This is a genomic window from Streptomyces sp. NPDC048600, assembly GCF_055587025.1.
Genome location: NZ_JBVJGZ010000007.1, coordinates 73,816 through 99,975 on the forward strand (window position 1 = coordinate 73,816; position 26,160 = coordinate 99,975).

Here is a 26,160-nt window from a genome sequence, read left to right on the forward strand (position 1 = left end):
TGGGGGTACAGGCTACCGAGCCGACCAGGTGTCCCAGTCTTCGTGGAGCCGGAGCGCCCGCGCTCTCCTGGGTGTACGCAGTGTCGCGGCCCAGGGCTTCCTTTTGCAGTTGGTCCTGACCATGCTGCTGGTGATCGCTGCTGTGGTCGCGCTGGTGCTCCTGGCCCGGGATGGCAGCATGGACAAAGCCCGGCAGCGCTCCGTGGCCGGCGCCGAACTGTTCGCGCATGCGCCCGGAACTCTGAGCGCGATGAAGTCCCCCCGTCCGAGTGCGCTGCTCCAGCCCGCCGCCGAGGCGGCCCGGGCGGGCTCCGGGGTTGATTACGTCGTCGCTTTCAGCCCCGCAGGGATCAGGTGGTCGCATCCCGATCCCGGTCTCATCGGTAAACACGTCACCGGCACGTTCGAGCAGGGCCTGGCCGGCGAGTCGTACACGAGCGTCTTCGATACGCCTGTCGGGCGGGCAGTGGATACGACCGTTCCGGTGATCGACACCGATGGGTCGGTGGTCGGTCTGGTGGCAGTCGGCATCTCCGTGGAGAACGTGAACGAGGCCGTGACGGATCAACTGCCTCTGCTTCTGGGGTCGGCTGCCGCAGCACTACTGGTCGTGACGGCCGGGTCGCTTCTGGTGAGCCGGAGGCTGCTGCGTCAGACGCACGGCCTCGGCCCGGCGGACCTGAGCCGGATGTACGAGCATCACGACGCGGTCCTGCACGCGGTTCGCGAGGGCGTGATCATCACCAGCGGCGACGAGCGAGTGCTGCTCGCCAACGACGAGGCGCGGCGCTTGCTGGAACTCCCCCCGGACGCGGAAGGGCGGCCGGTGTCGGAACTGCGGCTCGACCCGGGCGTCGCCGATCTGATGGTCTCCGACCGTGTGGCGACCGACGAGGTCCACCTGGCGGGAGATCGCCTCCTGGCAGTGAACGTACGGCCGACGGCGCCGTACGGCGGGCCCGCCGGAAACGCCGTGACACTGCGGGACTCCACCGAGCTGCGTGCGCTCGCCGACAAGGCGGAGGCCGCCCGGGAGCGCCTGCGGCTGGTCCATGACGCCGGGGTGCGCATCGGCACCACCCTGGACGTCGTGCGGACGGCCGAGGAACTGGCCGAGCTGGCGGTTCCCCGTTTCGCCGACATCGTCACCGTCGAGCTCCTGGAGCCCGTCCTGAGCGGAGGGGAACCCGGCGAGGGCTCTATGCGGATGCGTCGGACAGCTGCGGTCGGCGTGGCTCCCGGCGGGCCCCTGTATCCGCTGGGAGAACTGATCGACTTCGTACCCACCACTCCGATGGCTGCGAGCATGGCAAGCGGCCGTGCCGTCCTCGAAGCGGACCTGAGCACGGCGAGTGGATGGCAGGCTCAGGATCCCGCACGAACCCAGCAGGTCGTCGACTACGGTATCCGCTCACTGATCACCGTGCCCTTGCGGGCGCGGGGAGTCGTACTGGGACTCGCGGACTTCTGGCGTACGGAGAGCACCCAGCCGTTCGAACAGGATGATCTGGCTTCCGCCGAAGAACTGGCGGCCCGGGCAGCCGTGGCGATCGACAACGCCCGCCGCTACACCCGCGAACACACCGTGGCCGTCGCCCTGCAGCGCCGCCTTCTGCCCCGAGGCCTCCCAGAGCAGTCCGCGCTCGATGTGGCCTACCGGTACCTGCCTGCCGAAGCCGGTGTCGGCGGCGACTGGTTCGATCTCATTCCCCTGCCGGGCGCCCGGGTCGCTCTGGTCGTCGGCGACGTCGTCGGACACGGACTGAACGCCGCGGCGACCATGGGCCGGCTGCGCACTGCCGTCCACAACTTCTCGAGTCTCGATCTGGCGCCCGACGAGCTCTTGAGCCACGTGGACGAACTCGTCGCCCGCATCGACGCCAATGTCATGGGCGAAAGCGAGGACTTCGAGATCACCGGGGCGACATGCCTCTACGTCATCTACGACGCGGTCACCGGCCGCACGACGGTGGCCTCAGCCGGCCACCCCGGACCCGCGGTCGTATACCCCGACGGCAGTGTCGCGTTCCCTGACCTCCCTGTATCTCCGCCCCTCGGACTCGGTGGCAACATGCCCGCGGAGGCCTCCGAGTTCATCCTGCCGCAGGGTGCCCGGCTCGTCCTGTACACCGACGGGCTGATCGAAGACCGCCACCGAGACTTCGACACCGGCCTGGAGCAGCTTCGATCCGCGCTTTCTTCCGGCACGGAAGACACGCTGGAGGAGATGTGCGCGGCGATCACGAGCGCCATGCTCCCGGCACGCCCCAGCGACGACGTCGCCCTGTTGATCGCCCGCACTCGAAGGCTGGCAGCGGACAGGGTCGCCGAATGGGAGATGCCATCTGAGCCCGCCGCCGTGGGTATCGTCCGGTCCCAGTGCATCCGCACGCTGGAGTCGTGGGGGCTGGACGAAATCACGTTCACCGCCGAACTCGTCCTGAGCGAACTGATCACCAACGCCGTCCGCTACGGGATCCAGCCGATCGGCGTTCGTCTGCTGTACGACCGGACCGTGGTCTGTGAAATATCCGACGGCAGCAGTACCTCGCCCCATCTGCGCCGCGCCGCCAGCACCGACGAAGGCGGGCGCGGATTGTTCCTCGTCGCCCACTATGCCGAACGGTGGGGCACTCGCTACCGGGCTCGCGGGAAGGTGATCTGGGCCGAGTTGAATCCGCTCGCGCGGCATGAGGAGCCGACTATGGACGTGACGGACGATTTCCTGGACCAGTGGGACGACTCCCAACTCTAATCGGGTGACCATATCCCCGGCCGGGAGTTCTGCCGGGGGTGAGTTGAAGGGTACGGCTGTCGGTTCGGTTCACCGCTGGGTCGCTTCGACGTATATGCTTTCAGGTCGGTGCGGCCCGCGGACGAAACCGAAATCAGAGGGTGTTGCACAAGGCTCTGGGCAGGGCATTCGAGGCCCTTCTTCGACCGGCGCGCAACGGATCAAGGTGCTGTTCGTAATGCTCCGCGACGGAACCTACTAAGAGTCCGAGAACCCCGCGACTTGTTTGACGTAGGAAATAGAGGACCCCGCACGATCATGGGTGCACGGCATCCCGCCATACGGAACGGTAATGGGGCACAGCATGCCTATCGCGTAACGATCACCAGACCCGCTTTGCCTGACGCATGAGCCTTTCTAGTCTGTCTGCATGTCATTCTTTTCTAGTAGCCACAAAAGAACTCCGGCCATCACACTGGAGCTTGACGATGTGCGTCTCGGGAAACTCCTCAAGTCGCTGCGCGCCACAATGGAAACGGGTGCGATGGCGCGTACGGACCTTTGCGTGGCGCAGGTCGCCAATTTCCTGACAGCAAAGTCCCAGGACTGGGACCGCAGAACCTTCCGGCTGGCTGTTCTGGCACGCTTCCTGTCCAAGTCCCCGGTGCCCTCGGCATGGGCCAGGCTGAATCCGGAAAATGCCGGCGCCCTGGTCCTGCATGCCTGGTCCACACTCTTCCGGGCACGTGCGACAGGGACCTCGGAAGGCGTCTCCAGGGCCGGAACCGACTGCCTTCGCGCTGCAGATCTCACCCCCCAGGACCCCACCCCCTGGATCGTCCTGCTCGAGATGGGCCGCCTGGAGCGCCACGACTCCGCGGACGTCTTCCAGGTCTGGAACGAGGTGGTGCTGCGCGACCGCTGGAACCGGGAGGCCTACCTGAGCATGACGCGCTACCTGTCACCGGACGAGGGCGGTTCGCGGTTTCAGGTAATGGAATTCGTCGACTCCCTGCGTGCGCGCGTCCCCGCAAACGCGCCCTGCGCGGCAACAGAGCTGACCTCCCAGGTACTGCACTACCAGTCGATACAGGCCCGCGGAGGCGTCGAGGGCTTCATGGCACGCAACTTCTGGACCGATACACATGTCACCGACACGCTCGACCGCGCCGCACAACACTGGGCACGGCCGTCCTTCCTCAGTCACGCAGCTGCCCTCGCCGACCTCAACACCCTCGCCTACGCCCTTATGGCGACCAACCGCCGCCGCGATGCCCATCCTGTCTTCCAGGCGATCGGCGGGGCTGTCACGCACTGGCCCTGGCAGTTCGAAGGAGATCCAGTGACCGTCTTCCAACGCACGCAAGCGCGGGCCAAATCCGAGCGTTGACCCCCTGTCTCCGTGCGGGGTTGGCCAGTTGATCGGATGTGTCTGTCCGATCAGTGATCACTGATGTGATGGGGGACCGGATCGCGCCGCTGATGCCGGCCGATCCGGGCCGCGGACGCCATCGCCGCACATTCGTGGCCATCGCGTGGAAGCACCGCGCCAACTCGCCCTGGAGGGACCCCCCCCGACGAGCTCGGCTCGTTCCAGACCGCCCCCGAACGGCTCATTAGTCGGGCCGTCGACGGCACCTGGGAGATGGTCCTCACCGCCGTCCTGGCGTCGGCGGACGCCGACTACGACATCGACTGGACAGTCTCGGTGGACTCCGCCGTCGTCCGGGCCCTCCAGCACGTGGCAGTGGCACGCAATGGGGGCAGCCCGCTCCAGCGAACCCGCCGATCACGCACTCGGGCGTTCCCGTGGCGGGCTGCGAATCAACGTGCACCTGGTGGCGGACGGCGGTGACGGCCTTCGGCTCTCACGTCACCGCGGGCCGGGCTGGCGACGCACCCGCTTTCGAGACGGTGATGTTCCGCATCCGCGTCCCCCGAGGCGGGGGTCTCGGTCTCAGCGGGGATGCCGGCGCTGCCGTTCGTCACGGCGTGAGCGAACGTGGCGAGCACCTGACTGCCTCGCTGGGGTGGATGTCTCGGCCGGCGTCCAGTGCCTCCCGGTCTCCTCTGGGGGTGGTCAGGCCGTTCTGGGGCCGAGGTCGTACTGCTCCTTCACCAACTCCAGGTGCAGCCAGCTCTCCACCTCGCGCACTGTGGGCAGCGCCCGCAACGTCTCCAGCGTGTCTTGTACCGCGCCGAACGATTCGGCCGTGACGGTTCCCACCAGCTCCGCGCGGCCCAGGCAGGTCGACAGGAACGTCACGCGGTCCAGGCGGGCGACCTCCTCGGCCGCCCGGCCGGCCGGGCCGTCGATCCGCAGGCTGAAACCGCACAGATAGCCCATGCCCAGGACCTCGGGCCGCACGAGGGCGACCACCTTGGCCACCCCGCCTTCGAGCAGGCGCAGTGTGCGCGAGCGGGTGGCTCCCGCCGAGAGCCCCACGCGCCCGGCCAGTTCGGCGAAGGGCAGCCGGCCGTCGTCCTCCAGCTCGGCCAGGATCCGCTCGTCCACCTCGTCCTGCACCGCCGTCCGGTAGACGGAGGCGGTGGGGCCGGAGGGGGCGAGAACGGGTGTGTGGGGGCGCCCCGTCGTCCACCAGGCGATGACGTTGCGGGCGGGTTCGGTGGCATATGCGTGCAGTGAGGCGTCGGAGAGGAAGGCACTGTGGGTGAGGGCGTCGGCCAGCAGCCGGTCACCGCCCTCGGCCAGGGCAGTGGCCTTCGCCAGAGCCTGGGAGTCGAAGGAGTCGGGGACGGTCAAGATCCGGCCGGCCAGCAGCTCTCGCACCCGGCTGTGCGAATCTGGCTCGCCCGGGGCGGGCAGGGCCGTGTACCGGTGGGCGTACTCGGGCCAGAGCGTGCCCAGCACCAGAACGGGCCCACGCTGCGGGGTGGTCAGCAGGCGGTGCATGGCTGCCGCGATCTGCTCCCCGAAGGCTCGGTCGCCGAGGTAGTGCTGGGCCTCGTTCAGCCATACCACCGTGCGCGGCCCCACGTGCTGCACGTCCTCCAGCGCAGCCTGCGCCCGGGTCGGATCGAAGGGATGCCACAGCCGCCAACCCTGCTGGGCGAGCGGCTGTACTGCTTCCCAGCAGGCCCGGGTCTTCCCCGTCGAGGAGCTGCCCACCAGGACCACGATCCGGCTGCGACCGGCCGCTACCTCCTCCACCGCCTCGGCCAGCATCCGGTCGTGCTCGCGCCGCACATATCCGGGCAGCGCCCGCACGGCAGCAGTGCCGGAGCCGGAAGCGGTCCGGCCGGGTCCGGCGGGATGCACCTCCAGATCGTGCGGCTCCCACTGCCCGATCGGACGCCCTGGCCCACGCGGTGCGACCGTGGCCGGCTCTGCGGCCGCCTTGCGCTGCAGCTCCAGCAGTTCGGGCACCGGCAGTTGCAGCGCGCGGGCCAGCGCCGCCACCGTCTGCGCGGACGGCACAGGCTTGCTGGGCGAGAGCGCCTCCGACACGGTGGTGCGCCCGAGCTGTGCCCTGGCGGCTAGTTGCGTCTGGTTCAGTCGGGTCCGGGCCAGCCCGTCGGTGAGATTCCTGCGTAACTCGGTGAGTGCCGCATCCGGGGTGTGGCCGTTCGGTTCGTCCTGCACGCGCTTGCCCCCGGGTGGTGATGTGTTCGCCGGTGTTCATCTTCGTCCCGGCGGACCTCGGCGGACGCCGTTTCGGCGACCTTCGTCCACGTCAACACCGCACCGCACACCGGGAGTCCTGTCGTGGCCGTCGCCGTAGTCCTTCAGTCCGCCGCCCTCGTGATCGTCGTCGCGGTGCTGGCCGCGGCCGGCGCGGGTAAGCTCGCCCGTCTGGACGGCGCCACTTATCCCGCCGCCCTCAACCGTGCCGCCACCGTCTTCGCCGCGGTCATCACTCTCGCCGCGACCGCTACTGCGGCCCTCGCCGCACTGTTCAGCTGATCGGCCTCTTCGGTGGCCACCTCGGTTCGGTCAGCGCGCCGAGCAGGACGCCGTCCCAAGGGGGTTCGCAGGCGTCGGGTTCACCGCACCGGGCGGGTACGCGCCCGATCGCTGGCGGTGGACCGTGCTCACCGAGACCGCAGCCGCCATCGGCCCGGCCGCCGTCCCGGAGAGCTCGCGCGAGGCGGGCGATGGGCGAATCACGGGTTCACGCGGCGGCTGTCACTGAGAGTCCCTACAGTGGGGCTGCGGGTGACGGTGTGTCTGTGGTTCGACGGCTTCAACCCGGGGAGCCCCCGTGGGCACGGGCAGGGATCCTCACTCGCAGCATGGGATGTCGGTTGGGGGGCCGGTGAACTACTCGATTCGGATCAGGCACGATTGGCGGTGCCGCAGGTGCGGGGAAGACGTCCGGGACCACACGTACATGGTCGTCGACGCTCTGGCGCGGCCGGACTTGGTGCGGGGAGTGATCAAGGGCAAGGTCCCGTCGGTCACTTGTCCGTCCTGTGGCGTGAGGAAGGCCCGGCTGTTTCCGCTGTTGGTGTACCGCGGCGAGGCGACTGGGCAGTTGGTCTACTTCTATCCACCCCACACCCGGCCTGAGCAGGACGAAGCCAATAGGAAGCTCTACGTGGAGGCCCTGCTCGACAGGCTGGGGCCGGTGAGTGCGGAGGACGCGGAGAACTCCGGCGTCCTGTCCGTGCCGTTCGATGCGGCACGGGGAGTGCTGACGGCGACTGCTCGCGGCACCTCGGCGGGCGGCGGGCCGCGCGTGTGCAGGGTCAAGCCCCGGCGTTCGGCACCACCGCTCGAAGTGCTGCGCATCGCTGCCGAGTTAGAGGCGTCCGGGCGTGGCGGGCTCGGCCGGTCCCTGAGTGACAGGCCGCTCGCCGAGGAGCTGGGGCGTCTGGCGGAGCGTGCGCTGGAGGTGTTGGGCGACCGTGACCAGCCGGAGCTACGGGGCGCCCTGCAGATGACGCTGGGCATGATGCTGACCAGTGCCAGCCGCGGGCAGGACGTCATCGGCCTGGAACGGGCCATCGGTCTGCTGCTGCGCAACGCGCGCAGTATTGCGCGGGAGGAGGATCCGCAGGGCTGGGCCGTGGCGCGGTACGAGCTGGCACGCGCCTACGGCCAGCGCTACACGGGCGACGTCCACGCCAACCAGGAGCTGGCCATCGGGCACCTGCGGGCGGCTCTGGAGGAGACCGGGCCGGAGCGCAATCCCGACACGTGGGCCCGCGTGCGCAACGAGCTGGCGAAGGTGCTGACCGATCAGGGCACACAGTCCGCACCCGGCCAGATCGAAGAGGCCATCGGCCTGCTGGAACCGGTCGTCGCCCGGCTCGATCCCGCCCGGGACAAGGAGCTCTGGTGCGACGCCCAGAGCTTCCTCGCCGGCGCGTACAACCTCAGGCAACAAGGCGACCCGGCCGTCAACAGGGAGCATGTGGTGCGGCTGTACGAGCAGCTGAACACCGTCGAATCGGAAGAGACCGATCCCGAACAGTGGGCCAACACCCAGGCCCGTCTGGCGGTTTCACTCTCCAAGAGAGAACGCGGGGACCGCCGGGAGAACAGTCTTCGTGCACGCGAGCACCTGCTGCGGGCGCTCGCCGTCTACGAGCGGGTCGGCGACCGCGGCGAGGCCTCCAGCACCTACGACAAGCTTGCCGTCGTCGCAGGTGCGCTCGGCGAGTACGACGAGGAGATCCGGTGCCACGAGGCCGCCCTCGTGCACCGCCGCAGGGACACCGCTCCCCACCTGTGGGCACGCAGCATGTCCAAGCTCGGCTGGGCGTTGCTCAAGGGGGCCGTGAGAGGCAAGGCGGAGGACCCGGTCGCCACGGCGCGGCGGGGGCTGGGGCACATCGAGGACGCCGTCGCCGCCTACGAGGGGCTGCCGACCGGATTCGAACTCGGCTTTCAGCTCGTCTCTTTGGCGGAGGCGTGCCGGGTCTCTCGGAAGCTGGACCTCTCGCGGGAGGACGAACTCCGTGAGCGGGAGCTGTCCGTTCTGCGGGAGGCGATGGACCGTGCCCACGGTCACAGCGACCTGCTGCGGATAGCGGCAGAGCGGCTCGGTGACGCCCTCGCGGAACGCACCGAGTGGTCCGCGGCCGCCGACGCGTACCAGCGGGCCGTAGAGGCGGACGAACAGCTGTTCCGGGCCTGCCTGGTGAGCTCCTCGCGGGAGCTGCGGCTGGACTCGGCCGGGGATCTGCATCAGCGAGCGGCCTACGCACTGGCTCGCGCGGGCCGGTTGGAAGAGGCGCTGCTCTGCCTGGAGCGTGGCAGAACACGCAACTTCAATCTGGCCCTGTCGCCGGATCACGAGCAGCTGCACCGGCTGGCGCAGACGGACCCGGAGACCCACGGCGCCTACCTGCGCGCCGCCGAGACCGTACAGACCCTGGAGGCCCGCAATCGTGAGCTGGGCCGCTGGGAAGCCTCGCGGGACGGCGGGCGGGAGTTGGATGCGGCCGAATACGAGCTGGGCGGCGTGCTCGACGGAGCCAGGGCGGAGCTGGCAACCGCCCTGGCCCGGGTCAGGGCGCTGCCGGGTATGGAGTCCTTTCTTCGGGAGACGACGCAGGCCGACATTCTGGGCGCCGCACGGCCGGGAGAGCCGCTCTGCTACATCTCCGTGACCAGGAACGGGAGCCTGTCCCTGATCGTCCGGCACGAGAGCGACCCCGGGCCACGTGTCCAAGCCGTGGAGTCCGCGCTGACCGTCGCTGACGCCCGTGCGCTGGCCGACGCCTTCGCCGCGACGGTAGCCGTGAGGGGAGCGGAGCTGCGGGAGCTGCTTCCGCGGCTCGGGGAGGGGTTGGTCGGAGGGGTCGCCGAGGCGCTCGGTGCGGCGTCCGGCGTGGTCGTGATCGCCTGTGGCCCTGTCGCCCATCTGCCCTTGCACGCCGCGCAGCTCCCTTCCACGGGTGAGCCGCTGCTTGTGACCCGTGCGGTCGTGTACGCACCGTCGGTGCGACTGCTCCTCGCGGCCAGACACCGGGCCGTGGCGCCGCCGTCAAAACCCCTTCTCGTGGCGGCGTCCACCCCGGGGCAGGACGGAGGACTGCTCGCCGCGCAGGAGGTGGAGACGCTGCGGCGGCTCTTCGCCGCGGTGGGGGAGAGCCGGGACGTCACCGGCGAGACGCCGAAGGCCGAGGACGGGTGCACGAAGGGGGGCCTGATCGACGCGCTGTCCGGCGGCAGCCACGTCCACCTGGCATGCCACGGCACCTACGACCCGACGGACCCGCTCGCCTCCAGGCTCGACCTCGGCGGTGAGAGCATCACCCTGGCCGACCTGCTGAACGCGCGTCCCCGCCCGCTGGAGAGGGCCCGGCTGGTGACCCTGTCGGCCTGTGACACCGGGATCGTCGACCCTCGGCGGCCGGACGAGGCGATCGGACTGCCGACCGGCATCCTGCTGGCCGGCGGAGCGGGCGTCGTCTGCACGCGCTGGAGGACGAACGACACCGCGGCCGTGCTGTTGATGATCGCGTTCTACCGGCGGTTGCTCGGCCACGGCGTCGAGCCGCCCCCGTACGGCACACCGCCCGGCGCTGCCGAATCGCCCGCACAAGCGTTGCGGTGGGCCCAGTTGTGGCTCCGCTCGGCCACCGTGACCGAACTGCTGGGCCTGGACTGGCTCCCGGCCGAGATCCGCCGGCGGCTGATGACCGACGGCGTTCCGCCGCGCCCCTTCCTGCACCCCTTCCTATGGGCACCGTTCAGCATGGTGGGGGCCTGATGACCGAGGAGTCGGAGACGACCGCGGACCGTTTCCTGCACATGCCCGCCTACGAACGGGTAGCGCACTTCGCCCTCGTCGACAACCCGGCCGTCCGGCGCACGCTCTCGGACAGGCATGTGGCCTCCGTACTCGGCTGCCTCTGCCTGGCCTACGCCATGGAGGAACGCTACGACGAGGCCTTCGCCGCAGGGCTGCGGGCACAGCGGATCGCCAGGAGAGCGGCGGCGGACGACCCGGCCCTGCTCGGCCACGTACTGCTCAACCTCGGGGTCGCCCACTGCCAGGCAGGTGACCTCGCACAGGGCCTCGCCGCTTATCTCGAGAGCTGGACGCACGCACGCCGCGGCGACGACGAGACGACCCTGTTCAAGGCCGGTGCGAATGCCCTTCTGACGCTGGAGGCCGGGCGGCCGACCGGGGAGACGGAGTTCCCCTTTCTCCAGGAATGCCGTGCCGTCTTCGAGGCGGCGGACCGGCAGCCGGAAGCCGCGCGGGCCTCCCGGCTGCTCGGGGAGGCGCTCCTCGACCGTGGGCGGGTGGCGGACGCGATCGCCGTCCTGGACCGGGTCCTGGTGCTGACCGAGTCGCTCGGGGGCGCCCGGTCGATGCGGCGGGAGACGACCCGGCTCCTGCTGGAGGCGGACCGGCGCATCGACGACCCGGCGAACGCGCCGCCGCTCGGCCCAGGCGCCCTGCGCGAGGTGCGCGCTCTGGTCGACGACGGTGCGGAGAGCGCGTTGCGGGGCATCGTGCCGCGCACGAGGACGTGCTTCTCCCGTGCCCTGGCCCTGCTGGAACGGCGCGCCCGGCCACGGGAACGCCTGTTGGCGGCCTTCCTGTTGCTCGCAGGCGGCCGGCTGGCCTTCCACGAGGGCGACGAGCCTACGGCGCTCGAGCTCATGAAGCGGGCCGGGCAGGAAGTGGAGCTGATCAAGCCGTCCCAGGCCGAGTGGGTGAAGGCCCACGCCTTTGATCTGGATCTCGGCGCACTGCGCACGCTGGCCCGCAACGCGTCCGTCTGCGCCCGCGAGCGGGAGAGCAGACCATGACACCAAGTACCGTTCAGCAGCTCGCGATCCTGGTGCTGCTGGTTCTGCCCGGTACCTCCTACCTCTTCGCGAGGGAGCGGCTCCTCGGGGTCCGCGAGGCCGAGCAGGAGGTGAACAACCGCGTCCTGCGCGCCCTCGCCGTGGGCGTCCTGCTCGACGCCGCCTATCTGATCACCGTCGGTCCCCACCTCGTACGGTTGCTGGCAGGCGGGGGGAAGGGGCCTCTGACCGGTGTCGCCGAGCAGCCGCGGGAGGCCGGGGTGTGGCTGCTGTGTCTCGTCGTCGTCGTGCCGACACTGGTGGCGTGGGCGGAGGCGTACTGGATCCGGCGTCGGCGTGCCGCCGTGCACGAGGAGACCCCCACCGCGTGGGACGCCCTCTTCCAGGACCGTGGGGCGTGTTTCGTCCGGGTCAGGCTGAAGAACGGCGGCTGGGCGGGGGGCTGGTACGGAACACGCTCGCGTTCCTCCGCCTATCCGCAGCCTGGTGACCTCTACCTGGAGTCTCAGTACCGCATGGAGCCGGACGGCACCTTCGGGCCACGGATGAGCGGCACGGCCGGGCTGTACGTCCGGGCCGCCGACGTGGACCTCCTGGAATTCCACGAACCGCGCCGCGACACCCGAGGAGACACCGATGACGCAGTCTGACGCCGTCGACTACGAGGAACTCGACGACGACTTCGCGAGCTGGGCGGGCCCGCCGCGGGGCACCCGCCGTCCCAAGAAGGAGGACGTCCCCGAGGACGAGGCCCTGCCACCGGAGGGACCGGCGGGTGTCTCCACCACCGTGGAACGGGACGGCGACACGTCGCCGCAATGATGTGATCCCGTGCGGGTTCCAGGCGGCGTCCGACGGACCGTCATGGACGAGGAGCATCGGCCTGGGCGCCCTGGTACACCGTCGGCGGACAGATGCAAGACACGGCGCATGCCGCCCCCCCAGAGATCTGTCGGACGATCTCCCGGAGGAGACCCAGCCGTTGCGTGCCGCCGACCCGGGGCAGCGAGTCCGTTGCCGGCGCGCTCTTCGGCCCGGCACGGAACGGGCGGCCGTGGACACCCGACGGACACGGCAGCGACCGCATCGGTGCGTCGGAGTCCGCCAGGGTCGGGCTTGGCCCCGCCTCACGCCGTCGGCTGGAAGGGCCAAGCTGAGGAGCTACTCCTGGATCTCATACTGGGAAGTGGTACCGCCGTTGGCGCTCGCAGGTTCCTCAGCCCGGCCAACGATGTGGCCGAACGTGGGAACCCCTAGATGGATTGTCCCTGTGGTGCGGGAGAGTTGGGTATCGAGTCGGGCGAGCTTCTCTGACCTTCCTGTAGTTCAACAGCCCACCCGGTGGCCGCGGCCGTCGGCATGTCGGTGGGCTCTGACAGCATCACGGTCGTGATCGACATTGATGACCTCGTGCAACGTGTCTCCATCCGGGCCGCATCGGACAACGAGGGGCTTCCCGCGCCTGTCGACGATGCCCAGATCGTTGAGGCCGAGGCGCAACTGGGCTTCGCCCTGCATCCCCTTCTTGCACGCCTGTATCGCGAGGTCGCTGACGGCGGCTTCGGCCCCGACTACCGACTGCTGCCACTGCTTGGTCCGGGCTTCAGCGTCGTTGGCGAATACCTGACGCGACGTGAGGCGTCGGTTGGAGTGGAGCACCCGGAGTGGCCCGAAGGCGTCCTACCCATCCTGACCTGGGGCTGTGCCATGTATGCAGGCGTGGATTGTCTCAGCGAGGACGGTCAGGTCCTGCTCTTCGAGCCGAACCCGTACAGCGGCGGATCGTGGGATCAGTGTTGGTTCCTCGACTCCGCCGGCCTCGCAGGGTGGCTGGAGACGTGGCTGGCGGGGACGGGCTGGTTCGAGGAGGACGCCTTCGAGAAGGACGACCCGGTCGAGCCTCAGCCATGGGACCAGGCTGCAAGCCGACTCTCGTCCGGCACATAGCGAAACACCAACCCTTCGTCCCATGGGGCAGCGTGGGCGCTCGCCCGCCGTCTCGGTAACAGTCGAGATGCCCCTTGCGAAACGCATTGCGGGCTCGGGCGGGCTGGTTCGGGTTGGTGTCCGGTCGACTGCCCTTATTGCCTGGAGGTGGGCGGCGACGTCGTGGAGATGCTGATCACCATGCAGAATTGAGGTTTCCAGCCCGGGAGGCCACGGTGCGGTGCCCTGACATGTCGCATGCTGCGCGGCTGATCGCCTACAGGGTGGTCTCCGAGTCGCTGGCCTCGTACGGCGACGACGACCTGTGTGAGGCTCTGGACACGGCACTGCCGATCGGGTCCGGAATCGGCGGGAAGTCGGCCCTGCTGGAGGTATCCGGAACTCCGGTCTTCGTGAAACGGGTGCCCCTGACCGACGTCGAAAGGCAGCCCGAGCACGTCCGGTCCACGGCGAACCTGTTCGATCTGCCGGTCTTCTGTCACTACGGCGTCGGCGCCATCGGCGGGCCGGGCTTCGGAGCCTGGCGTGAGCTCGCGGTGCACTCCATGACGACGCACTGGGTGCTCACGGCGGAACACGAGGGCTTTCCCCTGATGTACCACTGGCGGGTGCTGCCGGACTCGACTCCGCTGCCGCAAGAGCTGGCCGACGTCGAACGGGCCGTCGCCTACTGGGGCGGTGCACCGCAGGTACGCCGACGGATCGACGCCCTCCAGCAGTCCTCGGCGAGCGTCGCGCTGTTCCTGGAGTACATTCCGCAGAACCTGCACGAGTGGCTGGGCGCCCAGATCGCGGCAGGAGACGAGACCCCCAACCGGGCCTGCACCATGGTGGAGAGGGAACTGAGGGTCGGCACCTCGTTCATGAACAGCCGCGGGCTTCTGCACTTCGACGCCCACTTCGAGAACATCCTCACCGACGGCCGGCGCCTCTACTTCGCGGACTACGGCCTCGCCCTCTCGTCCGACTTCGAGCTGTCACTGGAGGAGATCGAATTCTTCGACCGGCATCGCACCTACGATCGTTCCTACACCACCGCGTATCTGGTGAACTGGCTCGTCACCGCCCTGCACGGATATCCGAAGGAGGACAGGGAGGGCCGCTACGCCGCAGTGCGGGCCTACGCCGATGGCAAACGCCCTGCAGGAATCCCAGAGGCAGCCGCAGCGATCCTCGCCCGCGATGCTCCCATCGCCGCAGTGATGTCCGACTTCAACCGCCGGTTTCAACAGCAGAGCAGGCAGACTCCCTACCCCCTGACGCACATCCGGCAGCTCAGCGACACACCACAGTCCCCGTCCGAGCCCGCGTAAGCCCCCACTCAGGAACGCCCGGTGGAACCCACCAGGGTCGGGGCCGGACTCAGACCGAAGCCCCGCCATCCGGAAGGCCCTGCTCGGACCAAGGACCTGCGGCAGCGTGTGGGGGCTGACACCGTCGCCGAGTGCGTCGAGATCACCGGGGCGCCTCGCATGCACGATTGTCCGGACGTGTGGGTGACCACGGGCAAGGCGGTTGAGGTCGGGCCGTCTGCCCGCATCCGGCGGGGATCGGACTGCGGGTGACCCTCGAGGCCGGTACGGCGGCGATCGGTATGGTGACACATACCGCACTGCGGCTCGTTCCCGGTGATCGGGGTACGTGTCTCGTGGACCAGGCCGTCAGTCCCGACGAGACCGTGTGCACAGGCACGGAGGCCGTGCGCGCGGCGCGCCCGCAAGAGAGCCGCTCCGGCTGGCATCGAACCGGACTCCCGGCTCATGGGCGGTGATACCGCGTCCGCTCCGCGTGCACGAACCACGGGCCGGGCCGCATGGCAGCCGCGCCGGTTCTGGGGACTTCGCGGGCGCGGCCCGACGGACCGGCAGCAGCATTGGGTTACTGGCGCGGCAGCTCGGCCCACTTCACATGACGGTCACGTCCATCCCGCGCTCGGTCAGGACTTCGATCACCAGGGCGACCAGGTCGTACTGCTTCCCTTCCGGCGTCAGTACGCGAGACAGGTGCTCGCGCGCAGTCGCGGCGTCCCGCCAGACCAGGGTTGCGGGGGCGCTGTAGCCGAAGTTGCCGCGCAGGCAGTCCACGAGGGCGTCCAGGCAGCCGCCGAAGTAGCCGCCAGGCCCGTTGACGGCCTCGCCGAGTGCCAGGTAGAGGCCGGGTTCGTCCGTGATGTGCCGGCCGTCCAGCTTGTACGCGTGCCCGGCCTGACGGTCCTGGTGCTTGAGCCGGCACCCCCGCTCCCGGACGAGATCGAGCCAGGCCCCACGCTGACGGGTATCGAGCGCAGCCCAGGCGCCTGGTGCGTCCGGCGGGCCGGCGAGCCAGCGCTCCCAGACGGGCCGGGCGTATTCCGGTACGGGTGCGAGGTAGCCGTCGAGTTCCAGATCGATCAGGTCCGTCCCACGGGAGGACGGCTGCCACGTACGGACTTTGGGTCGCAGAAGCCGGCCGGTGAGCGGTTCGCACCAGTCGTCCCGTATCTCCAGCGAGACCTCCCCCAGATCCAGCGTGCGCCGGGTGCCCGTAGCCAGTGCCTGCCGTAGCCGGTCACTCGGGGCGAGCCCCCTCAGGACGAGTGGAGGTTCTCCTTGCTCGGACGGCAGGACGCGGGCGAACTCGCGACAGGAGCCCAGCCACCGCTGGCCGTCGTGCAGTCGGACGGGAGCCCGGTATCCCTCGGGTGGGCCCTCGTATTCGTCCAGGCCGGTGAGCACGAGGCCGTTTGTGTCCGGGTGCTGTCCGAGGCTCTCCGGGTCCTCCAGCAGCCAGGCATCGAGCGTCCTGTCCTCAGGCACCAGCCACACCCGGCTGCCGACCCAACCGTGCAGTTCGGCACCGTCCGGAACCCAGTCGAACAATTCGTATGTCCCGCGCAGGGGTTCGCGGAACAATCCGTCGGCCTCGGCGCAGACTCCCCAGACGCGGCCACTTCCTGCGTCCGTCAGCGTGTACCGTCCCTGCCCGCGATGCTCCCTGTCCACATGCACGGTCGGAAGCATGCCCAGACTGGGTGCAGTCCGTGAAGTTCTTTTCATAGGCGGTCACGGTGCCCGAGGCCAGGCCCCCGGTCTGGCGGAACCCCCGAGGTCCGACTCACCGCGGGCGCGCCAGGCTGGCACGTTTGCCGCGGACCGCGACGCCGCTCTGACTGCTCCTACTCGGGTGGCAGGGCGAGTTCGGCGACGCGGGGTAGGCCGGCGGTCATGGCCTGCAGGCCGCTGATCTTGTCTTCCAGCCCTGGCCGGAGTGCGCGGTGAGGACAAAGGATGAGGAGGGAAGTTGGGGTACCAGCGTAGCCAAGAGGGCCTGAAGGCTGGCCGCTGAGGAGCCTCGCTGTGGTGCAACGTGCCAGACTGCGGCCGTGGAGGAGACATACAGACTGTGGCTGGCTGCCGTGCCGGGCCCCGTGATCCGAGCCTCGCTCTCGGGCCATGACAGCGCTTCGTGAAGGTGCTGACGGGCCTGTTCGCGTGTCCCACGCCGAAGCACACATCCAGTGGGCTTTCATCACCTTCATGGCCCGCAGCCTGACCCATTCGCGCCGTCAGCCCGAGGTGCCCCCGACCGCCCTGGTGACAGCCGCAAGGCTTCTCCCGCTGCCGTTCGGTTGCCTGCCCGTCAACGCCCAGTCGAACGGCGGACGTGGATGTTGCCGCGCATTGCCCCACCGAGGGCGTAGACGACTGCGTCACCGTGGTGGGGCTGGCGGTCGCGTGTACGGGGTCGCGTGCGTGGCGATGGCCAGGGTCGGGTGCGTCATGGGCGCTGCCTGATGGGTTCGGCTCCGGCAGCGGCCGGGGAGTCTGCCGCCCCTGCCCCGGCGGGCCCGCGGCCTGCCCTGCCTCAATTCCCGGTCGAGGCCGGCCGGTCCTGGCGGATCTTGGCGAGTTCCGCGTTGAACTGGGCTCCGGTGAGGAGGGCGAGGTTGGAGATCCACAGCCAGACGAGGAAGACGACGATGCCCGCGAGGGAGCCGTAGAGGCGGTCGTAGGTGCCCGCGTAGTTGGCGGTGTACAGGGTGAAGCCGGCGGATGCGAGAAGCCACAGGACGACGGCGAGCAGGCCCCCCACGGCGCGGTGGCGCAGGCCGTAGGCGGCGGCCTGGCCGGAGCGGAAGAGCACCAGGACCATGACGGTGGCCAGGCAGGCCAGCAGCGGCCACTTGAGGATGTTCCACGCCGCGACGCCGACGGCGTCCACCCCCAGGATCCTCCCTGCGGCCCGGGCCGCGTCGCCGGTGAGGACCAGGGCCAGCACGCTGGACACGAGCAGGGTCAGCAGCGTGAGCGCGGTGAGGATGGTGAGCGGGGCCTTCTTCCAGAGCGGGCGGCGGTCGGTGACACCGTTCATGGCATGCAGGGCACGGCGGAAGACGCTCAGATAGCTGGAGGCCGACCACAGCGCCCCGACGGTACCGAAGGCGGCCAGCAGCCGGGCCGAGGCCTCCTGTTGGGACATGCTCTCCAGCGCGCTCAGCACGGCGGGACGTGCCTGCCCCGGGACGATGGTGGCCACCTGTCCGACGACGTGCCCGCCTCCTGGGCGGCCGGCGATTCCGAGCAGCGAGAGCGCGACGAGCAGAGTGGGAAAGAGGGTGAGCACCGCGTAGTAGGTCAGCGCGGCGGCCCAGTCCGTCGCGTCCTCCCGCCACAAGGCCGCAGGCGTCCTGCGCAGGGCCGGCCACCAGTCACGCCGACCGCGCACGGTCGCGCGTCCCGGGTGGGAAGCCAGTGGGGTTACCGGCTGGCCGGCAGTCACGCATTGTCCCGGCGAAGGTCAGGAGGGAAGTGCTGGTGCCGCATGTCTCCACGCTCCCTGGCCAGAGTCCGGAGCCGGCTCGGGTTGCCTGCCCTTCGGGTGCCTACCTGCTTGCGTTTGCCCGCGCTGCGCGGGCACATGCGTCTGTCCCTCTGTCCGACGCGATCACCGCAACTTGGCCCGAGGCCACCGTCCGGATTCACCCGTGCCCACTCCTTGGTGGCGGGAACTCCCAGACGGACCTGGGCGTCTGGACGGGCACCTGCGCCGTCACGCACCGCCGGCCGGGATCGCCGTCGAACGGGGCGAGGGTTTGCTGGTCGAGCACCTTCAAGCCGCAGGCCGTACCCTCTGCTGCGTCTCGCCGAAGCTCTCCGCACGAGTACGGGAGCGCTACCGGACGGCGCCGAGGAAGGACGCCGGCTTCGATTCCATCCCCGCCGCCGTACGGTGCAGCGTGGCGTCGTCCAGCGTCTGCGCCGACGACCGCATGCCCCTGTCGAAGCGGTCAGTCCAGGACTGCCGTCGCTTCGACCTCGACGAGGACATCCGGTTCGAAGAGGTACTCGACGCCGATGAGGGAGGCCGGGGGCATAGGAAGCCGCAGGCCGATCTCCTCGGCGACGGCCTCTACGCCGGCCATGAAGTCGCCGATCTTCTCCGGGTCCCACCGCGTCACGTAGAAGGTCAGGCGCAGCACGTCCGCGAACGACGCGCCCGCGCCCTGCAGCCCGAGGGCGGTGTTGCGCAGTGCCTGGGCGACCTGCCCGGCCAGGTCGCCGGGCGCTACCGGGGTGCCGTCGGCCTGGCGCGCGACCTGGCCGCTGACGTGGACGTGCCTCGTTCCGGTGCCCACGGCGACGTGATGGTACGGGACCGGCTGCAGCATGCCTTCCGGCGTGAAGTGCTGGACAGTCATGGTTGTCTCTCCTCCGAAGCAGGTATCTGTAAGCTACTTAGTAGACGAAAGGCACTTCAACGAGACCAGGTTTCGCCTTGGATACCGACGACGGACTCCGCATCGATGCCCCCCACCGGGAACTGCTCGACCAGATCCTCGACAAGTGGTCGCTCAGCGTCCTCAACGAGCTCTGCGAGCGCCCGTGCCGCTTCAACGAGCTGCGCCGGGCCGTCCCCAAGGTCACGCAGAAGTCGCTGACAGCGACGCTGCGGCGCCTCGAACGCAACGGTGTGATCGAGCGTGAGGTCGTCTCCACCCGCCCCGTGGCCGTCCGGTACCGGATCACCCCCCTCGGCAAGACCCTGCGCCCTCCCGTCGACGTGCTGCTGGCGTGGGCCGCACAAAACATGCCCGCCATCGAACGCGCACGCCAAGGATTCGACACTCGGGAAGAAGAACAGACCGGCATCTGACCTGCCCGGGACCACACGTCCCTGGCCGACGCAGGCCATGACTTTGGCGATGAAGGCAGCGAAGTTCGCCGGTGGTCGCTGGAACCTGTCGGCGGGTCGTCCGCTGCCGTACGCCGGATTCTCGGTGGGCGCGGTGATCGCCGCAGGCGGTGGTGGGCGGGTGGTTGTCGGACCGCGTACCCACCTGCCCCGAAGACGCGGGGGCGGACCTGGAGGAGATCGAGGTCCGCCCGGGCCCGGGCCCGCCGACCCCGGCCGTCGGCGTGCCCGCCGCCCAGTGGGGCACCCTGGCGCGGCTGGCCGAAGCCCTCGCCAACGGCCTGGTGCCGTACGGGATCGCGCTGAACGAGAACACCCCTGTGTCCCTGGCCTACGGGGCTGGCCTGGTGCGGGGTGCCGGCCGCGCCCATCTCGTCCGCTCGGGCGGGGACGGCGCCACGGTCAGCTCCCACCGCCCCGGCGCGCGGCTGACGCCGTGACAGCGGGCGGACGGCGGCCTGCCGTTCGCGCCTCCGGCCCGAGCGGCCCGTGCTGCGCCGCTGCCGCGGTGGCCGGGGAAAATCGCTTTCCCGTGGGATGAGCAGGGTGATAGACACCCGGGGTGGATCACACTCTCGATTTCTCAGACCTCCTGCGGCTGATTGACGAACGGTCGACCGCGTTCCGGGCCGCGATCGCCTCAGCGCCCGGCCTCGACGCGAAGGTGCCGACCTGCCCCGAGTGGACGCTGTTCGATCTGGCGCAGCACCTGGGCGGGGGCGACCGCTTCTGGGCCGCCATCGTCGCGGCGGGACCTGCCGACGCCCCGCCGGCGGAGGCCGCCGCCGAGCGGGCCGCCCTGGCTCCGCCGAGGGAGCGTGAGGCCTTGGTGGCCTGGCTGGAGGAGTCGACCCAACTGCTGCTGGGCGCGCTGCGGGAGGCGGGCGAGGACGCCGGCTGCTGGGCCTGGTGGAGCGGCCTGCAGACGCCGCGGAGCTCCGGCGGAGTCGCCCGGCACCGGGTCCAGGAGAGCGCGGTGCACACCTACGACGCCCAGCTCGCTGCGGGCGCCCCGCAGCCGCTGCCGGCGGAGGTGGCCCTCGACGGTCTCGAGGAGTTCCTGTTCACCTGCGTCGCGACGCCCAGCGCCTGGCCGCACAAGCCCACCGCCTTCGACTTCCACGCCGCCGAGGGCCGCTCCTGGCGCCTCACGGTCGACGGTGACGGCGCCCGGACCACCCGTCTGCCCGCGGCCACCGGCGGTGAGGGCCCGGACGCAGCCGGTGTGTCCGCCCACGCCACGGCCGGTGAACTGATCCTCTTCCTCTACGACCGTGTCCCGGCCGGCTCTGTGCGGATCGACGGCGACGCCGGGCTGTTCGACCTGCTCCGCGCCTGGGAGCCGGAGGCCTAGGACGTCACGGGGCGCCGGCTGCGGTGCCCCGCCCGGGGCGGACACGACGGCCCGCGTCATCTCCGCGTACCAGCCCTCCCGGTCACCTGGCCCGAGACCGCCTCCGCTCACGACCCAGTTGGTGCTTCTTGGCGGCGCTCGGCTGGGCGGGGTCGGTCAGCCGGGTGACGGAGGCCGTCTCCGCGTCCGGCTCGGTCCAGGAGATGTGACGGGCCCGCTGGTCGTGCCAGCCGTGGGCGATCAGGGGGCGAGGCCGAGGGTGGTCGGCTTGGTCGGCCGGAACACCCCTCCGGGACTCACGGCCGTGGCTTCGGCCAGGGCGGCGTGCAGGGGCTCGCGCGGAGGAGGACGTCCAGCCCGCCCAGAGGGCCGGCCTCGTCCGGGGTGAGCAGCGCGGCCATGGAGCGGCCTGCGGCCCGCGGCAAGGTCGTGCTCCGGCCTGCGTAGTGCAGGCGCCCCTCGGAGTCGTACCGGCCCGGCATGAGGGTGTGCGGGTCCCGGTTGTGAAGCCGCTGAGAGGTCGGCCGGCCGGAAGGTGGCGGGACGGTGGTCGCGGCCCCGGGACAGCTCGTGCCGCAGACCGAACGGGTCGGTGAACCACGGAATGTCCTCCACCGCACGCTCGCCGGCCAGCTCCGGTGTGCCGTCCGCTTCTTTTATGATGGCCGGAGGGCGAGGCCAGAGATGGGCTGATGCCGATGAGCGGACCCGTGAATGCCGAGGCGGCCAGTGCGGGAGAGGAAGGCCCGCCGCCGGATCCCTGTCCCGCCACTGCCTGGGTGGACCAGGTGGGCACCGTCCAGCTGTGGAGTGCGGAGGCGGAAGCCCTCCTTGGATACCCGGCGAAGGAAGTCTGCGGCACACCGGCGGTGGAGCTGCTGACCACGCGCGGGGACCGCGAAGCGGCACTGGCCGGGCGCGACCGGCCTGAGGTCGGCCAGAGCTGGGACGGCGTTCTCGCCCTGCGGCACCGCGACGGGCACGGGGTGAGGGTCGCGCTGCGCGTGCGCCCGCTCACGGACCGGGAGGGCCGGGCGGGATGGTCGGTCTCCGCAGGAGACGCTCGGCGGATCGAGCGGGAGGACGTCGACCGGGCGATGATGCGGGCCCTGTTCGAGCAGTATCCCGCCCCCATCGCCCTCCTGGACGACGAGTTGCGGTACCGGTTGCTGAACGGAGCGGCAGAGCGAGCCCTCAGCCACCCCGGAAACCGGCTCATCGGCCGGAACGTCGGCGCGGACACCTCCCACGTCGACTCCGGAACGATCGACCGGGTTCTGCGGCAGGTGCGAGAGACCGGTGAGTCCGTCCTCGGCCTTCCGGTGCGCGGGAGCCCCCCCGTCCGGTCCGGACGGCGACCGGATGTGGTCGCTGTCCACGTTCCGGCTGACCGACCCGACCGACCGCCCTCTCGGCATGTGCCAGACGTACGTCGACATCACGAACGGGTACCGGGCCGAGCGGCGCCTGGAACTGCTGACCAAGGCCGCAGCGGGCATCGGTGCCACGCTGGACGTGGCACGCACCGCCCAGGAGCTGGCGGACGTCCTCGTGCCGGCCCTCGGTGACGTCGTCTGGGTAGCCCTGTCCGAGGCTGTACTTGAGGGGGACGAGCCCCCGAAGACACTCGGCCCGGGGCAGTGGAATCTGCGCCGGATCGGCGTGGCCCCGCCGGGTGACGACTGGCCCACCGGTCTCCCGGCCGTGGGCGCGGTTGCGCCCGCGCTGCCGAACCACCCGCTTCTACGGAGAATCGGACAGGGGGAGACAGTCCTGCTGCCCGACCGGGACAGCGTGATCGCCGCAGCCGAGGGGCACTCGGAGCTGGCTCATCTGTTCGTCCCCGAGCACGGCCACTCGGCGATCGCGGCTCCGTTGTACGCCCGTGGCCTCGTCCTCGGCACCGTGGTCGTCTGGCGCACCCGCCGACCCGCCCCCTTCGGCCAGCAGGACGCCGACCTGCTGACGGAGATCGCGTCCCGGGCCGCACTCGGCGTGGACAACGCCCGCCGCTACACGCGCGAGCACCGGGCGGCCGTCGCCCTGCAGCAGCGCCTGCTGCCCGCGGCCACCACCGACACTCCCGCGGCGGAGACCGTGGGGTTCTACGTGCCGGCGGGAGGCGGAGCGGAGATCGGCGGCGACTGGTACGACGTCATAGCCCTCCCGTCCTTCCGCGTCGCCCTCGTCGCGGGTGACGTCACGGGACACGGTCTGCCCGCCACCGCCACCATGGGCCGGCTGCGCACGGCCGTCGACACTCTGGCCGACCTGGAGCTGGAGCCGGACGAACTCCTCACCCACCTCGACGACCTCGTCCACCAACTCCAGGCCGAGGCGCCCCACCAAGGGGACACCGTCGGCGCCAGCTGCCTGTACGCCGTCTACGACCCCGTCACCTGCCAGTGCACCCTGGCCAGCGCCGGACACCCACCGCCCGTCGTGATCCGGCCCGACGGCACCGTCGAATCCGTCGATGTCTCGCCCGGACCGTTGCTCGGTGTGGGCGGGATGCCGTTCGAGGCGACCACGTTCGACCTCGAGCCCGGGAGCATCGTCGCGGTGTACACCAAGGGCGTCATCTACCGCGACGACCACGATCCCGACGCCGGTCTGCGGCGGCTGACCGACCGTCTCGCGCGGTTCGCCGGCCCCGGCCGTGGTCTGGACGGCGTGGGACACGAGCTTCTCCGCAGCCTGGGCGACGCTCCGGCCCGCGACGACATGGCCCTGCTCCTGGCACGCACGCGTGCCATCGACCCGGGGAACACCGCGACCTGGGAATTCCCCGCAGACGCCTCCGTCGTCGCCGCCGCCCGCAAGGCAGCGGCCGGGCAGCTGACCGCGTGGGGACTGGACGAGGTGTCCTTCACCACCGAGCTGGTCGTCAGCGAACTCGTCACCAACGCGGTCCGGTACGCGGGCGGCCCCATCGGCCTGCGCCTCATCCGGGAGAACGCGCTGGTCTGCGAGGTCCACGACCCCAGCAACACCCAGCCACGGCTGCGCCGGGCCCGTTGGTCCGACGAAGGGGGCCGAGGCCTGTTCCTCATCGCCCAGCTCACCACCCGCTGGGGCAGCCGCTACACCCGGAGCGGAAAGACCATCTGGACCGAACAGCCCCTCACCACTGATCTCGGCCTGCTCGACTTGCCGCCGTGATCGCGACCGGCACGCCGGCCGTGGCCACACGCTCTTTGCCCCCTCTGGCCCAGTAGCGGGAGTCCTGCGGGCGCGCGGTCAGCGCGCTGGAGGTCTGCGAGGTCTCCGTCACAGCGGCCGGAGCCGGTTTCTAGGCGATGCGGGGCTGCAGCCCGACATCATGCCCGGTCATGAGGGCAACGACGCCCTGGTCGGTGACGGCCACGGACTCGAGTGCGAGCCCTTCGGGCAGGTTGTCGAGCGGGGCCTGACGCTCCAAGGCCTTCTCCAGCAGGGTGCGTGCTGCCGGAGGCACGTTGTCGGAGAGCCGGACGTCGTTGACTCCGATGGCTCTCGAGCCGGCGACGCCGACGTGCGCGGAGGCCGAGACCTGTCCAAGCAGCGGGACCTGAGTGGTCGCTACCACTTGGTTTTCGCCGTTGCCTCGGTTGATGTCGACCCCGTAGAAGGTCGAGAGGTCGTCGTACGCGATGGTCGCCGTGACCTCGGCCTCGTCGGCCCGCTCCCGCCCGCCCTGCTCTTGGTGTACTCCGTGCAGATGGATGGTGAGATCCTGAATGGTCAGGACGCGGCCGTTCAGGGCGGCTGGAACCTGTGCGGCGTCGATGTCCGCCTCGGTGATCACCTCTCGAGCCAGCTGAAGTGACACGGGAAAACCGTTCACATGCACCTGGGGAGCGGAGTCGAGGCCGAGGCTCTGCTGAACCGAGTCGGCGATGCGGTCCTGCGCGTACTGCGTGGCCCACACCTCGCTGCCAGCGGCGGCGAGCAGCACCAGGGTCACTGCGATCAATCCGTTCCCTCTACGGCTGCGCCGCGTTGCCCGGCCGTTCTCTGGTGCGTTCATGCCTTCTCCTTCTAGGGACCTCGCAGCCTTGCGCCGCGCGTCTACGCGAGCCGTCGTCTCAGTCGGTGCCGGGCTGGAGCAGTTTGAAGACCAGGCGCGCCGCGGAGCGCTGCACCGCGTGGCGCAGGCGCACAGGGGCCGGCAGGGCCGGGGGCGGCGTCGGGGGAGTGGCTGCCAGGCGGGGGAAGAGCGCTTCGGCGTTGGTGCGGTTGACGGCCTTGAGCGTGTCCGCGTCGGCGTTGCCGTCGAGGCCGCTCGCGAAGTACTGCCCGGCGGGAGTGGGGGCGAAGGGCCAGTCGCTGCCGAAGAGGACGTGTCCGGGGCGGGCGAAGGCCAGCAGGGTGGGCAGGGCGGCGGGGCTGGAGGACAGGGCGGTGTCGAAGTAGAAGGAGCGGAAGTCCTCGAGTATGTCGAGCGGGCTGCGCGCGGTGTCGTTGGCGATAGTGAGGGCCATGCGGTGCGAGGAGTAGGGGACGAAGCCGCCGGCGTGGCTGAGGATGAACCGGACGTTCGGGTAGCGGCGCGGGATGCCGTTGCGGACCAGGAGGTAGGCGGCGCGGGTGGTGTCCAGGAGGAAGTCGGCGGCGAAGGCGGGGATGCCGTCGACCGGGGGTGCGGGAAGCTCGGCCGGGTGGACGAAGACCACCGCGGCGCGGTCGTTCAGCGTCTGCCACAGCGTGTCCTGGCCGTCCTCGCCGAGGTAGGTGCCCTGGTTGTTGGCGAGCAAGGTGACGCCGTCGGCGCGCAGGTCGTCCAGTGCGCGTACGGCTTCGGTGACTGAGGCATCGGCGTCGGGCATGGGCAGTGTGGCGAAGAAGCCGAAGCGGCCGGGGTGGTCGGAGGCCAGGGCCGCGGAGTGGTCGTTGAGGCGTCGGGCCAGGTCGGCGGCCTCGGCGGGGTCGGTGAGGAAGCCGGTGCCGGGCGTGGAGACGGAGAGGAGCGACGTGGTGATGCCGAGCAGGTCCATCAGTCGCAGGGCGGACTCGGGGCTCCAGTCGGGCAGGGCCCGGCCGCCGGCGTCGGCGATGCCGGCCTTGGCGAGTTCGTCGCGGTAGAAGGCGGGTACGGCGTGCTGGTGGACGTCGATGCGCTGTGCCGAAGGGGACATGAAGCGGCCTTTCATGCGGTCTACGGGGTGCGGCCGGTCTACGGGGTGCGGCGGGCAAGTCGCGTCGTCCCGGCCGTCGACCGTGCACTGCCGGCCCACG

Annotated in this window: 19 protein-coding genes and 2 pseudogenes; 15 read left to right on the plus strand and 6 right to left on the minus strand. The window is 70.3% G+C overall.

What is annotated here, in order from left to right; genetic code table 11:
• Positions 1-121 precede the first annotated feature (121 nt).
• The 3 genes and pseudogenes from ACZ6SQ_RS11910 to ACZ6SQ_RS11920 all read left to right on the plus strand — a co-directional run.
• On the plus strand, positions 122-2,755 hold the full coding sequence (locus tag ACZ6SQ_RS11910) for a SpoIIE family protein phosphatase (protein WP_469559745.1): 2,634 nt from the start codon (positions 122-124) through the stop codon (positions 2,753-2,755).
• A gap of 409 nt (positions 2,756-3,164) precedes the next feature.
• The gene (locus ACZ6SQ_RS11915) at positions 3,165-4,124 is read left to right on the plus strand and encodes a hypothetical protein (RefSeq protein ID WP_469559748.1); all 960 of its coding nucleotides are present in this window, start codon (positions 3,165-3,167) and stop codon (positions 4,122-4,124) included.
• A gap of 38 nt (positions 4,125-4,162) precedes the next feature.
• Positions 4,163-4,681, plus strand: a pseudogene (locus ACZ6SQ_RS11920) (transposase); the annotation flags it as partial.
• A 133-nt stretch (positions 4,682-4,814) separates the two neighbouring features.
• Here the strand turns inward: ACZ6SQ_RS11920 and ACZ6SQ_RS11925 are convergent.
• Positions 4,815-6,338 (minus strand): AsnC family transcriptional regulator, encoded by a 1,524-nt coding sequence (locus tag ACZ6SQ_RS11925; RefSeq protein ID WP_469559752.1) that lies wholly within the window; start codon positions 6,336-6,338, stop codon positions 4,815-4,817.
• Positions 6,339-6,461: 123 nt separating this feature from the next.
• Between ACZ6SQ_RS11925 and ACZ6SQ_RS11930 the strand changes: the two genes are divergently transcribed.
• From ACZ6SQ_RS11930 to ACZ6SQ_RS11960, 7 genes are all read left to right on the plus strand, one after another.
• On the plus strand, positions 6,462-6,659 hold the full coding sequence (locus ACZ6SQ_RS11930; protein WP_469559754.1) for a hypothetical protein: 198 nt from the start codon (positions 6,462-6,464) through the stop codon (positions 6,657-6,659).
• A gap of 334 nt (positions 6,660-6,993) precedes the next feature.
• Entirely contained in the window at positions 6,994-10,419 is a 3,426-nt protein-coding gene (locus ACZ6SQ_RS11935; protein WP_469559756.1) for a CHAT domain-containing protein, read from the plus strand.
• Positions 10,419-11,471, plus strand: coding sequence for a hypothetical protein (locus ACZ6SQ_RS11940; protein ID WP_469559758.1), 1,053 nt, complete (start codon positions 10,419-10,421; stop codon positions 11,469-11,471). The genes ACZ6SQ_RS11935 and ACZ6SQ_RS11940 overlap by 1 nt, the downstream gene beginning before the upstream one ends.
• Entirely contained in the window at positions 11,468-12,121 is a 654-nt protein-coding gene (locus tag ACZ6SQ_RS11945) for a DUF6338 family protein (RefSeq protein ID WP_469559761.1), read from the plus strand. Before ACZ6SQ_RS11940 ends, ACZ6SQ_RS11945 begins: the two co-directional genes overlap by 4 nt.
• On the plus strand, positions 12,108-12,293 hold the full coding sequence (locus ACZ6SQ_RS11950; RefSeq protein WP_469559763.1) for a hypothetical protein: 186 nt from the start codon (positions 12,108-12,110) through the stop codon (positions 12,291-12,293). The genes ACZ6SQ_RS11945 and ACZ6SQ_RS11950 overlap by 14 nt, the downstream gene beginning before the upstream one ends.
• A gap of 537 nt (positions 12,294-12,830) precedes the next feature.
• The gene (locus ACZ6SQ_RS11955; protein ID WP_469560247.1) at positions 12,831-13,418 is read left to right on the plus strand and encodes an SMI1/KNR4 family protein; all 588 of its coding nucleotides are present in this window, start codon (positions 12,831-12,833) and stop codon (positions 13,416-13,418) included.
• A gap of 230 nt (positions 13,419-13,648) precedes the next feature.
• On the plus strand, positions 13,649-14,731 hold the full coding sequence (locus tag ACZ6SQ_RS11960; protein WP_469559766.1) for a protein kinase family protein: 1,083 nt from the start codon (positions 13,649-13,651) through the stop codon (positions 14,729-14,731).
• Between the two features lie 591 nt (positions 14,732-15,322).
• Here ACZ6SQ_RS11960 and ACZ6SQ_RS11965 read toward each other — a convergent pair.
• The 3 genes from ACZ6SQ_RS11965 to ACZ6SQ_RS11975 all read right to left on the minus strand — a co-directional run bounded on the left by ACZ6SQ_RS11965 (position 15,323) and on the right by ACZ6SQ_RS11975 (position 19,095).
• On the minus strand, positions 15,323-16,417 hold the full coding sequence (locus ACZ6SQ_RS11965) for a barstar family protein (protein WP_469559768.1): 1,095 nt from the start codon (positions 16,415-16,417) through the stop codon (positions 15,323-15,325).
• Between the two features lie 844 nt (positions 16,418-17,261).
• Positions 17,262-18,122 (minus strand): YihY/virulence factor BrkB family protein, encoded by an 861-nt coding sequence (locus ACZ6SQ_RS11970; protein ID WP_469559771.1) that lies wholly within the window; start codon positions 18,120-18,122, stop codon positions 17,262-17,264.
• Between the two features lie 562 nt (positions 18,123-18,684).
• A complete protein-coding gene (locus tag ACZ6SQ_RS11975) occupies positions 18,685-19,095 on the minus strand; it encodes a RidA family protein (protein ID WP_469559773.1) in 411 nt (136 codons plus the stop codon).
• Between the two features lie 77 nt (positions 19,096-19,172).
• Here ACZ6SQ_RS11975 and ACZ6SQ_RS11980 point away from each other — a divergent pair, with 77 nt between their 5' ends.
• The 5 genes and pseudogenes from ACZ6SQ_RS11980 (at position 19,173) to ACZ6SQ_RS12000 (ending at position 24,105) form a co-directional block, all read left to right on the plus strand.
• Positions 19,173-19,550 (plus strand): winged helix-turn-helix transcriptional regulator, encoded by a 378-nt coding sequence (locus tag ACZ6SQ_RS11980; RefSeq protein WP_469559775.1) that lies wholly within the window; start codon positions 19,173-19,175, stop codon positions 19,548-19,550.
• Positions 19,551-19,714: 164 nt separating this feature from the next.
• Positions 19,715-20,029, plus strand: coding sequence for a type 1 glutamine amidotransferase family protein (locus ACZ6SQ_RS11985; protein WP_469559778.1), 315 nt, complete (start codon positions 19,715-19,717; stop codon positions 20,027-20,029).
• Between the two features lie 122 nt (positions 20,030-20,151).
• Complete coding sequence (locus ACZ6SQ_RS11990) at positions 20,152-20,943, plus strand: maleylpyruvate isomerase family mycothiol-dependent enzyme (protein WP_469559779.1); 792 nt, start codon at positions 20,152-20,154, stop codon at positions 20,941-20,943.
• A gap of 698 nt (positions 20,944-21,641) precedes the next feature.
• Positions 21,642-22,217 (plus strand): annotated as a pseudogene (locus ACZ6SQ_RS11995) (PAS domain-containing protein); the annotation flags it as partial.
• A 25-nt stretch (positions 22,218-22,242) separates the two neighbouring features.
• A complete protein-coding gene (locus ACZ6SQ_RS12000) occupies positions 22,243-24,105 on the plus strand; it encodes a SpoIIE family protein phosphatase (RefSeq protein ID WP_469559782.1) in 1,863 nt (620 codons plus the stop codon).
• Between the two features lie 130 nt (positions 24,106-24,235).
• Here ACZ6SQ_RS12000 and ACZ6SQ_RS12005 read toward each other — a convergent pair whose 3' ends face one another.
• Both ACZ6SQ_RS12005 and ACZ6SQ_RS12010 read right to left on the minus strand, forming a co-directional pair.
• Positions 24,236-24,952, minus strand: coding sequence for an LmeA family phospholipid-binding protein (locus ACZ6SQ_RS12005; RefSeq protein WP_469559785.1), 717 nt, complete (start codon positions 24,950-24,952; stop codon positions 24,236-24,238).
• Positions 24,953-25,010: 58 nt separating this feature from the next.
• Positions 25,011-26,060, minus strand: a complete 1,050-nt coding sequence (locus ACZ6SQ_RS12010) for an amidohydrolase family protein (RefSeq protein WP_469559789.1) — start codon at positions 26,058-26,060, stop codon at positions 25,011-25,013.
• Positions 26,061-26,160 lie beyond the last annotated feature (100 nt).

Coding starts and splice junctions, on each gene's coding strand:
- ACZ6SQ_RS11915 (WP_469559748.1), top strand. CDS start 3,165: ATGTCATTCTTTTCTAGTAGCCACAAAAGAACTCCGGCCATCACACTG.
- ACZ6SQ_RS11940 (WP_469559758.1), top strand. CDS start 10,419: ATGACCGAGGAGTCGGAGACGACCGCGGACCGTTTCCTGCACATGCCC.
- ACZ6SQ_RS12010 (WP_469559789.1), bottom strand. CDS start 26,060: ATGTCCCCTTCGGCACAGCGCATCGACGTCCACCAGCACGCCGTACCC.
- ACZ6SQ_RS11910 (WP_469559745.1), top strand. CDS start 122: ATGCTGCTGGTGATCGCTGCTGTGGTCGCGCTGGTGCTCCTGGCCCGG.
- ACZ6SQ_RS11935 (WP_469559756.1), top strand. CDS start 6,994: ATGTCGGTTGGGGGGCCGGTGAACTACTCGATTCGGATCAGGCACGAT.
- ACZ6SQ_RS11965 (WP_469559768.1), bottom strand. CDS start 16,417: ATGCTTCCGACCGTGCATGTGGACAGGGAGCATCGCGGGCAGGGACGG.
- ACZ6SQ_RS11975 (WP_469559773.1), bottom strand. CDS start 19,095: ATGACTGTCCAGCACTTCACGCCGGAAGGCATGCTGCAGCCGGTCCCG.
- ACZ6SQ_RS12005 (WP_469559785.1), bottom strand. CDS start 24,952: ATGAACGCACCAGAGAACGGCCGGGCAACGCGGCGCAGCCGTAGAGGG.
- ACZ6SQ_RS11945 (WP_469559761.1), top strand. CDS start 11,468: ATGACACCAAGTACCGTTCAGCAGCTCGCGATCCTGGTGCTGCTGGTT.
- ACZ6SQ_RS11955 (WP_469560247.1), top strand. CDS start 12,831: ATGTCGGTGGGCTCTGACAGCATCACGGTCGTGATCGACATTGATGAC.
- ACZ6SQ_RS11950 (WP_469559763.1), top strand. CDS start 12,108: ATGACGCAGTCTGACGCCGTCGACTACGAGGAACTCGACGACGACTTC.
- ACZ6SQ_RS11960 (WP_469559766.1), top strand. CDS start 13,649: ATGTCGCATGCTGCGCGGCTGATCGCCTACAGGGTGGTCTCCGAGTCG.